This window comes from Rhizobacter sp. Root1221 (assembly GCF_001425785.1).
Lineage (GTDB): Bacteria > Pseudomonadota > Gammaproteobacteria > Burkholderiales > Burkholderiaceae_C > Rhizobacter.
Window position 1 is genome coordinate 91,300 of sequence record NZ_LMDI01000005.1, and the last position, 12,243, is coordinate 103,542.

Genomic DNA, 12,243 nt, shown 5'->3' on the forward strand with positions numbered 1-12,243 from the left:
CATCTTCACGTTCGCGATGTCCACCCCCGTGCCGTCGCTCTTCACGCGAACCTTCACGTTGTAGTCCACCACCCGTTTGACTGCCACCAAGACTTTCATGTCGCTTCGCTTCTTCAGATTGGTAAAGGGGTTCAGACCCGTTCGAACACCGCGGCGATGCCCTGGCCGCCGCCGATGCACATCGTGGTGAGCGCATAGCGGCCCTGGATGCGCTGCAGTTCGTAGATCGCCTTCGTGGCGATGATGGCGCCGGTGGCACCCACGGGGTGGCCCAGCGAGATGCCGGAACCATTGGGGTTGACCTTGGCCGGGTCGAAGTCGAGCGCACGGCTCACGGCGCAGGCCTGGGCGGCAAACGCCTCGTTGGATTCGATGACGTCGAGGTCGCTCACCCGCAGGCCGGCACGCTCCAGCGCGATCCTCGACGCGGCCACCGGGCCGAGGCCCATCAGGCGCGGATCGAGGGCGGCATGGCCGTGGCTCACGAGGCGGGCGAGCGGGGTCAGGTTGCCGGACTTGACCGCGGCACCCGTGGCCAGCACCAGCGCCGCGGCACCGTCGTTCAGGCCCGAGGCGTTGCCGGCCGTCACGGTGCCGTCGGGCTTGAACGCGGGTTTCATCTTCGCGAGCTGCTCGATCGTCACATCGCCGCGCACGTGTTCGTCGGTGTCGAACATGACGGTGCCCTTGCGGCCCACCAGTTCCACCGGCACGATCTGCGAGATGAAACGCCCCTCGGCCACCGCCCGCGCGGCGCGGCGCTGGCTCTCCAGCGCGAGCGCGTCCTGCATCTCGCGCGTGATGCCGTCGCGCTCGGCCACGTTTTCGGCGGTGATGCCCATGTGGATCTTGTGGAACGGGTCGTGGAGGATGCCGAGCATGTAGTCGGTGAGCGGGGTGTCGCCCATGCGCGCGCCCCAGCGTGCGGCGGGCACCAGGTACGGACCGCGGCTCATCGATTCGGCGCCGGCACCGATGGCGATCTCGGCGTCGCCCGCTGTCAGTGTCTGCGCGGCCAGCAGGATGGCCTGCAGGCCGGAGCCGCACAGGCGGTTCACGTTGAACGCCGGCGTTTCCTGCGGGATGCCGGCCTCGATGGCGGCCACGCGCGACAGGTAGGCATCACGCGGTTCGGTGGGGATCACGTTGCCCATCACGACATGGCCCACGCGGTCGGCGGCGGCACCGCTGCGGCGCAGCGCTTCGCGCACGGTGAGCGTGGCGATCTGGGTGAGGGGAGCATCCTTCAGCGAACCGCCGAAGGTGCCGATGGCGGTGCGGGCTGCACCGACGATGTAGATGTCCGTGGAGGTCATGGGTCGGTTCCGGAGAAAGGTCGCACTGAATGTAGTGACCGCTGCGGCCGGCGGCCATGGCCTCAGCCGCCACAAGTATGGTGGTTTTCGCCACCCCCGGGGACAATGGCGAGGCCATGCCGCCTCTCTCCGAAAAACACACGGTGTCGATGTACTTCGTCGAAGCCGCCGTCGCCCGGCTCGACCCTGCCACCCGCGCGCGCGTGCTGGCCGCCGCAGGCATCGCCCCGCAGTGGCTGGCGCTGCCGCAGGCGCGGGTGTCGGCTGTGTCGTACTCGGCCCTGTGGGTGGCGGTGGCGCGCGAGTCGGGCGATGAATTCTTCGGGCTCGACCGCCGCGCCATGAAGCCGGGCAGCTTCGCGCTGATCTGCCAGGCCGTGGCCGCGTGCCACGACGTGGACCGGGCCGTGCGCCGCATGTTGCGCGGGCTGTCGCTGTTCCTCGACGACGTGCACGGTGAACTGCACGTGGCCGGCGGGGAGGCGGCGATCGTGGTGGTCAACCGGCTGCCACCCGGGCCGGAACACCGCTTCGCGGACGAGACCTTCCTCGTGATGGTGTACGGGTTGCTGTGCTGGTTGGCCGGGCAGCGCGTGCCCCCCAACCGGGTCGAGTTCGGGTTCGACCGGCCGGCGCATGCGGCGGAGTACACCGCGATGTTCAGTCCGGTGATGGTGTTCGGGGCCTCACGCACCCGCCTTTGCTTCGATGCGGCCCTGCTCGCGCGCCCGGTCACCATCGACACCGCCACGTTGCGGCGTTTCCTGCGCGCCGCGCCGCGTTCGGTGTTCCTGAAGTTCGAGAACGAGGAGAGCTGGACAGCCCGCCTTCGCCGCCGCCTGCGTGCACGGCAGGCCGGGGAGCCGTGGCCGGTGTTCGAGGACGTGGCCGACGAACTGAACACCGCCCCCACCACGCTGCGCCGCCGGCTCGAGGCCGAGGGATCGTCGTACCAGGAGATCAAGGACCGCGTGCGCTGCGACCTGGCGATCCACCGCCTCGTGCACAGCCCGGCCACGGTCGACGAGATCGGCGAGGAGCTGGGTTTCCACGACGCCAGTGCCTTCCACCGCGCGTTCAAGCGCTGGAGCGGGTTGCAGCCGGGCGAGTACCGGCGGCAGCGGCGAACCTAGTCTTCCGGCAGCAGCACCAGCCGCTGCGCCGACACCGTGTCGCGCAGCAGCGTCCACACGGCCTTCACGCGGGCCACGTGTTTCATCTCCACGGGCATCGACATCCAGAACGTGCGGGTGAACCGGGCCGCGTCGGGCAGCACACGCACGAGGGCCGGGTCGGCATCGGCCAGGAACGCAGGCAGCACGGCGAGGCCCGCGCCCGTGGCCACCGCGCGGTGCTGGGCGAGCACGCTGGTGCTGCGCAACGTGAACCGCTCGGGCGCATGCACCTCGTGCAGCAGCTGCAACTCCTTGCTGAACAGCAGGTCGTCCACGTACGTGATGAACCCGTGGCCCTGCAGGTCGGCGGGCCGGCGGATGGGGGCGTGGGCGGCCAGGTACGCCTTGGCCGCGTACAGGCGCAGCGTGTAGTCGGTCAGCTTCACCACCACGACCGGCCCGCGGGCGGGGCGTTCGAGCGAGATCACGATGTCGGCCTCGCGGCGCGACAGGTTCACGAGGCGGGGCAGCGCCAGCAGGTCGATCACGAGGCCGGGGTGGTCCAGGCCGAGGCGAGCCACGGCGGGGGCCACCACCACCGTGCCGAACCCTTCGGTGACCCCGATGCGCACGGTGCCCGACAACCCAGCCGGGGCCGGTTCGGCCGCGGTTTCCACCGCGAGGAACGCCGCCGCCATCGCCTCCACTTGCGGCAACAGGCGGCGGCCGGCCTCGGTGAGCCGGTGCCCGGTGGCCTCCCGCGAGAACACCGGCGCGCCCAATTGTTTCTCCAGGCTCTGGATGCGGCGCGCCACCGTGGTGTGGTCCACCCCGAGCCGGCGCGACGCGCTGAGCAGCGTGCCGCAGCGCGCCACTTCCAGGAAAAACCGCAGGTGATCCCAATCCATGCCAAGCTCCGGTGGAGTGTGCAAATACGCAAAGCCCTGCTGCGAATTTGGTCATTGTTGACGCAAATCTGCACAACTACGATCAGGCCATTCCCCCACCGGAGTTCCGCCATGCCCACCATCCCCACCGTCAAGCTGCTGATCGGCGGCCGGTTCGTCGACTCGGCCACCACCGAGTGGCGCGACGTGATCAACCCGGCCACGCAACAGGTGCTCGCCCGGGTGCCGTTTGCCACGGCGTCCGAGGTGGATGCCGCGGTGGCCGCCGCGAAGGACGCCTTCACCACGTGGCGCAAGACCTCCGTCGGCACCCGCGCGCGCATTTTCCTGAAGTACCAGCAACTCATCCGCGAGCACATGGGCGAGCTGGCCGCGATCCTCACGGCCGAGCAGGGCAAGACCTTGCCCGACGCCGAGGGCGACGTCTTCCGCGGCCTGGAGGTGGTGGAACACGCCGCCGCCATCGGCAACCTGCAGCTCGGTGAACTGGCAAACAACGTGGCGAGTGGCGTGGACACCTACACGCTGATGCAGCCGCTCGGGGTGTGCGCCGGCATCACGCCGTTCAACTTCCCCGCGATGATCCCGCTGTGGATGTTCCCGATGGCCATCGTCACCGGCAACACGTTCGTGCTCAAGCCGTCGGAGCAGGACCCGATGGTGACGATGCGCCTGTGCGAACTGGCGCTCGAAGCGGGCATCCCGGCCGGGGTGTTGAACGTGGTGCACGGCGGCGAGGCGGTGGTCAACGCCATCTGCGACCACGCCGACATCAAGGCCGTGAGTTTCGTGGGCTCCACCAAGGTGGGCACGCACGTGTACCAGCGGGCCACGCTCGCCGGCAAGCGGGTGCAATGCATGATGGGTGCGAAGAACCACGCCATCGTGATGCCCGACGCCAACAAGGAGCAGACCCTCAACGCCCTGGCCGGGGCCAGCTTCGGCGCGGCCGGGCAGCGCTGCATGGCCGTGTCGGTGGCGGTGCTGGTGGGTGAGGCGCAGCAGTGGGTGCCCGACCTGGTGGCAAAGGCCCGTGGGCTGAAGGTGGGCGCGGGCACGGAGAAGGGGGTCGACGTGGGGCCCTTGGTGTCCTGCGCGGCGTTCGACCGCGTCAGCACGTTGATCGAACGGGGTGTCGCCGACGGCGCGACGCTGGCGCTCGACGGGCGGCAACCCGTGGTGCCGGGGTACGAGAAGGGCAACTTCGTGGGCCCCACGATCTTTGCCGGCGTGAAGCCCGGCATGGCCGTCTACGACCAGGAGGTTTTCGGCCCGGTGCTGTGCCTGGCCAACGCGGATTCGCTCGACGAGGCCATCGCGCTCGTCAACGCCAACCCGAACGGCAACGGCACGGCCATCTTCACGCAATCGGGTGCCGCGGCGCGCCGGTTCCAGGAGGACATCGACGTGGGCCAGGTGGGCATCAACGTGCCCATTCCGGTGCCGGTGCCGATGTTCTCGTTCACCGGCTCGCGTGCGTCGAAGCTCGGTGACCTGGGGCCCTACGGCAAGCAGGTGGTGCTGTTCTACACGCAGACCAAGACCGTGACGGCCCGCTGGTTCGACGACAGCACCGTGGCCCACGGGGTCAACACCACCATCAGCCTCAAGTGACACCGCCCCATGGACTTCGAACTGTCTGAACAGCAACGCGCCTTCGCGCAGACGGCGCGCGACTTCGCGGCCAGCGAGTTCGCCCCGCATGCGGCCCGTTGGGACCGTGAGTCGGAATTCCCGAAGGAGACGATCGCCCGCGCGGGCGCGCTCGGCTTCTGCGCGCTGTACGCACCCGAGTCCATCGGCGGGCTCGCGCTGCCGCGGCTCGACGCTACGCTCGTGTTCGAGGAGCTGGCGGCCGTTGATCCGTCCACCGCCGCGTTCCTCACGATCCACAACATGGCCACGTGGATGATCGGCACGTGGGGCACGGCCGCCATGCACGCGCGCTGGGGTGCCGAACTCACCAGCGGGCGGCTGCTGGCCTCGTACTGCCTGACCGAACCCGGGTCGGGCTCGGACGCGGCGTCGCTGAAGACCCGCGCCGAACGCACGGCCCACGGCTACGTGCTCCACGGGAGCAAGGCCTTCATCTCGGGCGCAGGCGCCACCGACGTGCTGGTGGTGATGGCCCGCACCGGCGGGCCGGGGGCGGGTGGCATCTCGGCCTTTGTCGTGCCTGCCGACGCGCCGGGCGTGGCGTACGGCAGGAACGAACACAAGATGGGTTGGCACAGCCAGCCCACCCGCGCCGTGACGTTCGACGGCGTGCACGTTCCCGCGGACCACCTGCTGGGGCAGGAGGGCGAGGGCTTTCGGCTCGCGATGAAGGGGCTCGACGGCGGGCGCATCAACATCGCCACGTGTTCGGTGGGTGCCGCCCAAGGGGCCTTGGATGCGGCGCGCCGCTACCTGCACGAGCGCCAGCAGTTCGGCCAACCGCTGGCCACGCTGCAGGCACTGCAGTTCAAGCTGGCCGACATGGCCACCGAGCTGGTGGCCGCACGCCAGATGGTGCGCCTGGCGGCCTCGAAGCTCGATGCCGGGTCGCCCGATGCCACCACGTACTGCGCGATGGCCAAGCGGTTTGCCACCGATGCGGGCTTCAACGTGTGCAACGATGCGCTGCAACTGCACGGGGGCTACGGCTACCTCGGGGAGTTCCCCCTCGAACGCCTCGTGCGCGACACCCGCGTGCACCAGATCCTCGAGGGCACCAACGAGATCATGCGCGTCATCATCGCGCGCAAGCTGCTCGACGGCCACACCGACATCCGCTGAAAGGTTCTCCCTCCCATGTCCGACCCCGTCGTGCTGTTCCGCGAACTCGGCGCCCCGGGCGGCCGCCGCTTCGGCGTGGCCACCCTGAACGCGCCCGCGGCGCTCAACGCACTGTCCGCCGGCATGGTGCGGCTGCTGACCCCGCGGCTGCGCGCCTGGGCCGCTGACCCCAACGTGGCCGGCGTGCTGCTGGACGCGGCGGGCGACAAGGCCTTCTGCGCCGGCGGCGACCTGCGGCAGCTGTACCAGTCCATCCGCGAACACGGCGCCGAGCGCAACCCGGATGCCGAGGCCTTTTTCAGCGAAGAGTACGAACTCGACCACCTGATCCACACGTACCCGAAGCCGCTGCTGGTGTGGGGCCACGGCATCGTGATGGGGGGCGGCGTGGGGCTGATGGCCGGCGGGTCGCACCGTGTGGTCACCGAACGCACGCGGCTTGCGATGCCGGAGATCGGCATCGGCCTGTTCCCGGACGTGGGGGGCAGCTGGTTCCTGCCGCGCATGCCGGGCCGCACCGGGCTGTTCCTCGCGTTCACCGCGGCGCCGCTCAACGCGGCCGATGCGATCCACGGCCACCTGGCCGACGCGTTCGTGCCGCACGACCGCAAACCACAGGTGCTGGCAGCGCTCGCGGCCACCGCGTGGGTGGGTGAACGCGTTCGCGACGGTGCCACGCTGACCGCGCTGCTCGCCGCTGCCGGCGAAGGGGCCGTGCCACCCGACTCGCTGGTGCGCCGCCACACCACAACCATCGAGGGCCTGGTGGCAGGTGACGACCTCGCCGCCATCGCCGCCCGGCTGCGTGGCCTGCACAGCGACGACCCGTGGCTGCAGGCCGGCGTGGCGTCGTTCGCCAAGGGGTCGCCCACGTCGGCGGCGCTGTCGTGGGCGCTGTGGCACCGGGCCCGTGGCCTGGCGCTCGCCGACGTGTTCCGCCTCGAGTACCACGCGGCGCTCGGCTGCTGCGCCCACGCGGACTTCGTGGAAGGCATCCGGGCGCTCCTGATCGACAAGGACCGCCAGCCCCGCTGGCAGCCGGCCACGCTCGACGCCGTCACCGCCGACCTCATCGACGACCACCTCCGGCCGCGCGGCGACCTGCCGGCGCGGCTGGCTCACCTCACCTGAAGGACCCCTTGCCATGAACATCGCCTTCATCGGCCTCGGCCACATGGGCGCTCCGATGGCCCTGAACTTGCACAAGGCCGGCCACACCGTCCGTGCGTTCGACCTGTCTCCCGCGGCCACGCAGAAGCTGGCCGAGGCCGGCGTGGGCATCGCACCGTCGGCCGAGGACAGCGTGGCCGGTGCCGAGGTGGTCATCAGCATGTTGCCCGCCAGCCGCCATGTGGAGGGGCTGTACCTCGGCGACGACACCCGCCCCGGCCTGATGGCGCGGATCGAACCCGGCACGCTCGTGATCGACAGCAGCACCATCGCCGCGGCCTCGTCGCGCAAGGTGGCCGACGCCGGTGCGGCACGTGGCATCCCGGTGATCGACGCGCCGGTGTCGGGCGGCACGGGCGGGGCCGTGGCCGGCACGCTGACCTTCATGGTGGGCGGCGAGGCGGCCCACCTCGAACGCGCCAGGCCAGTCCTCGAGAAGATGGGCGCGAACATCTTCCACGCCGGGGGCGTGGGCGCGGGCCAGGCCGCGAAGATCTGCAACAACATGCTGCTGGGCATCCTGATGATCGGCACGTCCGAGGCGCTGGCGCTCGGGGCCGCCAACGGGCTTGACCCGCAGGTGCTGTCCGAGATCATGCGGCGCAGCTCGGGCGGCAACTGGGCGCTCGAGAAGTACAACCCGTTCCCCGGGGTGATGGCCGCGGCGCCGGCGTCGAAGGGTTACGCCGGCGGGTTCGGCACCGACCTGATGCTCAAGGACCTGGGCCTGGCGTCGGACAATGCGGTCAGCGTGGGCGCGGCCACGCCGCTCGGGGCGCTGGCGCGCAGCCTGTATGCCGCGCACAGCCTGTCGGGGCACGGCCCGCTAGACTTTTCCAGCATCATCCAACTCCTGCAGAAACAACCATGACCTACGAAACCATCGAGACCCGCATCGAAGCCGGCCAGGTCGGCATCATCACGCTGAACCGGCCCAAGGCGCTCAATGCGCTGAACGACACGCTGATGAACGAACTCGGCGCCGCGCTGAAGGCGTTCGACGCCGACGACACCGTCGGCTGCATCATCGTCACGGGCAGCGAGCGGGCCTTTGCGGCGGGCGCCGACATCGCCGCGATGGCGAAGTACACCTTCTCCGATGTGTACAAGGACGAGTTCATCTCGCGCAACTGGGAGACGATCCGCTCGGTGCGCAAGCCGGTGATCGCTGCGGTGTCGGGCTTTGCGCTGGGCGGCGGGTGCGAGCTGGCGATGATGTGCGACTTCATCATCGCCGCCGACAACGCCAAGTTCGGCCAGCCCGAGATCAAGCTCGGCGTGATCCCCGGCTCGGGCGGCACGCAGCGCCTGCCGCGCGCGGTGGGCAAGAGCAAGGCCATGGACATGGTGCTCACCGGCCGCATGATGGACGCGGCCGAGGCCGAACGGGCCGGCCTGGTGAGCCGCGTGGTGACGTACGACAAGCTGGCCGACGAGGCCCTCGGGGCCGCACTGGTGATCTGCGGTTTCGGCCGGATCGCGGTGATGGCGGCGAAGGAGGCCGTCAACCGCGCATTTGAAAGCGGGTTGTCCGACGGCGTGATGTTCGAGCGCCGCCTGTTCCACGCGATGTACGCCACGCAGGACCAGAAGGAAGGCATGGACGCCTTCCTGAACAAGCGCACCCCGGTGTTCCAGCACCGCTGATCAGCGGGCGGCCCCGCCGAGCTGGTTGCCCACGCGCCGGCGCAGCGCGTCACGCACCTCGTGGGCGATGGCACCGGCCTGCTCCGGGCTCAGCGCCTGGGCCAGGTGCTGGCCTTCGGCGTAGTGCATCACCAGCAGCGCCCGCAAGGTCTCGAAAGCCACCGGGTGCTGCGCGCCGCACACCTGCGTGTCGTTGGCCAGCACCCGCTCCACCACCCCCGGGTCGAACAGTTTCACCTTGCAGATGACGGCCTGCCGGACGATCTCGAGGTCGATCTCGGCCAGGCGGGTTTCCCATTCCTCCGGGGTGTAGCGGTCGGTGTCGGTCATCTGCACGCTCCGCCGCGGTGTTCGCTTCGCTTGCCCGTCGGCCTGGAGGTTCAGGAAAGCGCGCCCGCCAGCCTGATCGTCGACAGGTCGCCGAACGCCGGGCCGATGAGCTGGATGCCGATGGGCATGCCCTCGCTGGTGAGGCCGGTGGGCATCGCGGTGGCGGGCAGGCCGGGCAACGTGGCCACGCCGGGCCACGCGAGGGGGCCGGTGCCGGGCGTGGGTTTCCCGTCCACGAGCAGTGCGCGCAGCGCCGGGTCGGCCTCGTCGTCATGGGGGAAGGCCACGGTGCTGAAGGCCGGGGCGAGCACGACGTCGAAGGCCTCGAAGAACTGCCGCCATTGCGTGCGCAGCCTGAACCGGCGGTCCATCAGGTCGAGCCACGTGTGGGCGGAGATCGGCGGCGGGCCGTTCGGGTTGCCGCGCGTGACGGTGGCGAGCAGCAGGCCCATGTAGGTGTCGTGGGCGGCGGCCAGGTCGGGCAGCAGCGGGCTGCGGTGTTCGACGCGTGCGCCTCCGTCGGCCAGCCGCGCAGCCAGGTGCTCGACCGCCGAGGCCACGTCACGCGCAGTGGGCACCGATGGGTGACTGGTCAGCACGAGCACGCGCTGGCCGGCGGTGTGTGCGTGCCGTCCTGGTGGCAGCGCCAGCTGCCAGGCCGTGGCCTCGTCGGTGTCCGGGCCTGCGAGCACGTGGAGCGCGCGTTCCAGGTCGTCGGCGCTGCGGGCCAGCGGGCCTGCCACCGCGAGTGTGTCGGGCGCCCCGGTGTGGCCCGGGAAATCGTGGCCGCGCGTGGGGATGAGGCCGTGCGTGGGTTTGTGGCCGAACACCCCGCAGAACGCCGCCGGCACGCGGATCGACCCGCCGATGTCGGAGCCCAGTTCGAGCGGCACCATGCCGGAGGCGAGGGCCGCGGCCGCACCGCCGGACGACCCGCCTGGCGTGCGGGCCGGGTCCAGCGGGTGCAGCGTGCGGCCGTAGACGGGATTGACACTTTGCCAGTCGCCGAGCGCCACGGGCACGTTCGTCTTGCCGAGGATGACGGCGCCGGCCGCCTTCAGCCGTTGCACGGCCACGGCGTCTTCCGTCACCGGCAGTGCGACCGCATGCGGAAAGCCCCACGTGGTGGGCAGGCCCGCCACGTTGAACGATTCCTTCACGGTCATCGGCAGGCCGAGCAGCGGACGGCGCTCGCCGCGGGCCAGGGCCGCATCGGCTTCGCGCGCCTGCGCGCGGGCGCGGTCGAAATCGCGCACCACCACCGCGTTGATGGCGGGGTCGAGCCGTTCGATGCGCTCGATGGCCGCTTCGCACAAGCCGATGGCAGTGGCTTCGCCGCGGGCGAGCGCCTCGACGAGGCGGGTGGCGGTGGGGAAGGGGGTCATGGTGTTCTCTCGGAAGTGGGTGTTTCGGGTTGTGCGATCAGCGGGTCAGCGTGTCCCCGGCCACGCGGTCGCGGCCCTGGGACTTCGCCCGGTACATGCGCGCGTCGGCCACCTTCATCAGGTCCACCAGGCAGTCGGCCTGCAGCGGGAACGTGGCCACCCCGAACGAGGCGGTCAGCCGCAGCGGCGTGCCGTCGGTGGGGATGTGCATCGCGGCCAGCGTGGACCGCCAGGTCTCGGCGCGTTCCATGGCGCCGTCGTGGCCCATGCCCATCAGCAGCACCGCGAATTCCTCGCCCCCCAGCCGGCAGGCCAGGTCCTCGGCCCGGGTGGTGTCGCTCAGCATCGCGCCCACGGCCTGCAGCGCGGCATCGCCCGTGTGGTGGCCGTGCTGGTCGTTGACACTCTTGAAGTGGTCGATGTCCAGCATGACCAGCGACAGGGTCATGCCGTGGCGGCGGGCCCGGTCGAGTTCGCGTTGGGCCACCTCCACGAAATGCCGCCGGTTGTGCACCCCGGTCAGTTCGTCCCGGATGGCCTGCTCGCGCATCAGCGCATGCAGGTCCTGGATGTGGCGCAGCTGTTCCTCGAGCTGGCGGTTCGCATCGCGCAGTGCCTGTTCGGCGCGCTTGCGCTCGGTCACGTCGCGCGTGATGCCGAAGTAGCCGAGGTGGGTGCCGTGGTCGTCGAACACCGGGACCGACACGGTCTCGACCCACAGGCGCGAGCCGTCCTTGCGGAAGAACTCGCCTTCGTGGCGGATGGGGCCGGCATGGGCCAGCGGATCATTGGCCGAACCGCGCGACGCGGCCAGCCGGATGATTTCCGCCCGGTACTCGGGGGTCATGAACTCGAGCACGGGGCGGCCGTGCAGTTCCTCGCGCGGGTAACCCATCGTGCGGCACATGTTGTCGCTGATGTGCACGAACCGGCGGTCGACGTCCATCTCCCAGAAGCTGTCGCCACTGGCGTTCACCATGGCGAGCAGGCGGGCCTCGGTGATGGGGCGCTGATCGGAGGGGGTGTCGTCGGGCATGGGAACCTGGTGGGCAAGGACCTCGCTGATGCCAGTGTGGATCAGATCACTGCGGCCGGCCATCCCCGCCGTGCCGCACGCTGCAGCGCCGACCGCACCACGCGACGGTGGAACGGCGCGATCACCGCGAGGTAGACGCGGCCGAGCCCGTTGTGGCAATGAACCACGGTAGTGGCCACCAGCTCCGCGTGCCCGCCCGCAGCGGCGGCGGGACGCAGCAGCACCGACGCCTCGAAGTCGAGGTGGCGGTCGTTTTCACCGAGCACCAGCTCCCGCTCGGAGCGGCTTCGGATGTGGAAGAAGTCGATGACGTCCGCCTGCTTCGCCGCGGGTGACCCGCGGAGCTGGGCCGTGGTCTTCACCCCGAAGGGGGCCATCGCCGCGTCTCGGATGGCCAGCAACACGCGGAGCCAGGCGGGCGGGTCGCCGAGTGCGGCGCGGGCGAGGCGTTCGACGTCGTGGGACGTGCCATGGGGCAGCACGATCGAGAAGGCGTCCGCGAGGTGGGCGCCGGGATAACGAACGGCCACAGCACTGTCAGGGGGCAACGAAGTTGCA

General features: G+C 70.3%; 12 protein-coding genes and 1 pseudogene. 6 read left to right on the forward strand and 7 right to left on the reverse strand.

Going from position 1 to position 12,243, the window contains the following annotated elements:
• Both ASC87_RS33050 and ASC87_RS05090 read right to left on the reverse strand, forming a co-directional pair.
• Positions 1 to 99 (reverse strand): annotated as a pseudogene (locus ASC87_RS33050) (electron transfer flavoprotein subunit beta/FixA family protein); the annotation flags it as partial.
• A gap of 32 nt (positions 100 to 131) precedes the next feature.
• Positions 132 to 1,316: an acetyl-CoA C-acyltransferase family protein gene (locus ASC87_RS05090; protein WP_056657698.1), complete on the reverse strand. Its 1,185-nt coding sequence runs from the start codon at positions 1,314 to 1,316 to the stop codon at positions 132 to 134.
• 116 nt (positions 1,317 to 1,432) lie between these two features.
• Between ASC87_RS05090 and ASC87_RS05095 the strand changes: the two genes are divergently transcribed.
• Complete coding sequence (locus tag ASC87_RS05095; protein ID WP_056658104.1) at positions 1,433 to 2,449, forward strand: AraC family transcriptional regulator; 1,017 nt, start codon at positions 1,433 to 1,435, stop codon at positions 2,447 to 2,449.
• Here ASC87_RS05095 and ASC87_RS05100 read toward each other — a convergent pair.
• Positions 2,446 to 3,339: a LysR family transcriptional regulator gene (locus ASC87_RS05100; RefSeq protein WP_056657701.1), complete on the reverse strand. Its 894-nt coding sequence runs from the start codon at positions 3,337 to 3,339 to the stop codon at positions 2,446 to 2,448. The genes ASC87_RS05095 and ASC87_RS05100 overlap by 4 nt on opposite strands.
• Positions 3,340 to 3,450: 111 nt before the next feature.
• On the opposite strand from ASC87_RS05100, the gene ASC87_RS05105 reads away from it, so the two are divergent.
• Genes ASC87_RS05105 through ASC87_RS05125 form a run of 5 tightly spaced genes read left to right on the forward strand, consistent with a single transcriptional unit; the run spans position 3,451 to position 8,934 of the window.
• Complete coding sequence (locus tag ASC87_RS05105) at positions 3,451 to 4,953, forward strand: CoA-acylating methylmalonate-semialdehyde dehydrogenase (RefSeq protein WP_056657704.1); 1,503 nt, start codon at positions 3,451 to 3,453, stop codon at positions 4,951 to 4,953.
• Between the two features lie 9 nt (positions 4,954 to 4,962).
• The gene (locus tag ASC87_RS05110; protein ID WP_056657707.1) at positions 4,963 to 6,117 is read left to right on the forward strand and encodes an acyl-CoA dehydrogenase family protein; all 1,155 of its coding nucleotides are present in this window, start codon (positions 4,963 to 4,965) and stop codon (positions 6,115 to 6,117) included.
• 15 nt (positions 6,118 to 6,132) lie between these two features.
• Positions 6,133 to 7,248, forward strand: a complete 1,116-nt coding sequence (locus ASC87_RS05115) for an enoyl-CoA hydratase/isomerase family protein (RefSeq protein WP_056657710.1) — start codon at positions 6,133 to 6,135, stop codon at positions 7,246 to 7,248.
• A gap of 13 nt (positions 7,249 to 7,261) precedes the next feature.
• Positions 7,262 to 8,158, forward strand: a complete 897-nt coding sequence (gene mmsB / locus ASC87_RS05120; RefSeq protein WP_056657713.1) for a 3-hydroxyisobutyrate dehydrogenase — start codon at positions 7,262 to 7,264, stop codon at positions 8,156 to 8,158.
• Positions 8,155 to 8,934: an enoyl-CoA hydratase gene (locus ASC87_RS05125; protein WP_056657716.1), complete on the forward strand. Its 780-nt coding sequence runs from the start codon at positions 8,155 to 8,157 to the stop codon at positions 8,932 to 8,934. Before mmsB ends, ASC87_RS05125 begins: the two co-directional genes overlap by 4 nt.
• On the opposite strand, the gene ASC87_RS05130 is transcribed toward ASC87_RS05125, so the two are convergent.
• Genes ASC87_RS05130 through ASC87_RS05145 form a run of 4 tightly spaced genes read right to left on the reverse strand, consistent with a single transcriptional unit; the run spans position 8,935 to position 12,215 of the window.
• On the reverse strand, positions 8,935 to 9,264 hold the full coding sequence (locus tag ASC87_RS05130; protein ID WP_056657719.1) for a hypothetical protein: 330 nt from the start codon (positions 9,262 to 9,264) through the stop codon (positions 8,935 to 8,937).
• A gap of 50 nt (positions 9,265 to 9,314) precedes the next feature.
• Positions 9,315 to 10,649 (reverse strand): amidase family protein, encoded by a 1,335-nt coding sequence (locus tag ASC87_RS05135; protein WP_056657722.1) that lies wholly within the window; start codon positions 10,647 to 10,649, stop codon positions 9,315 to 9,317.
• 37 nt (positions 10,650 to 10,686) lie between these two features.
• Positions 10,687 to 11,685 (reverse strand): diguanylate cyclase, encoded by a 999-nt coding sequence (locus tag ASC87_RS05140; protein ID WP_162255131.1) that lies wholly within the window; start codon positions 11,683 to 11,685, stop codon positions 10,687 to 10,689.
• Positions 11,686 to 11,726: 41 nt separating this feature from the next.
• Positions 11,727 to 12,215 (reverse strand): DUF2867 domain-containing protein, encoded by a 489-nt coding sequence (locus ASC87_RS05145; protein ID WP_235582056.1) that lies wholly within the window; start codon positions 12,213 to 12,215, stop codon positions 11,727 to 11,729.
• Positions 12,216 to 12,243: the final 28 nt, after the last annotated feature.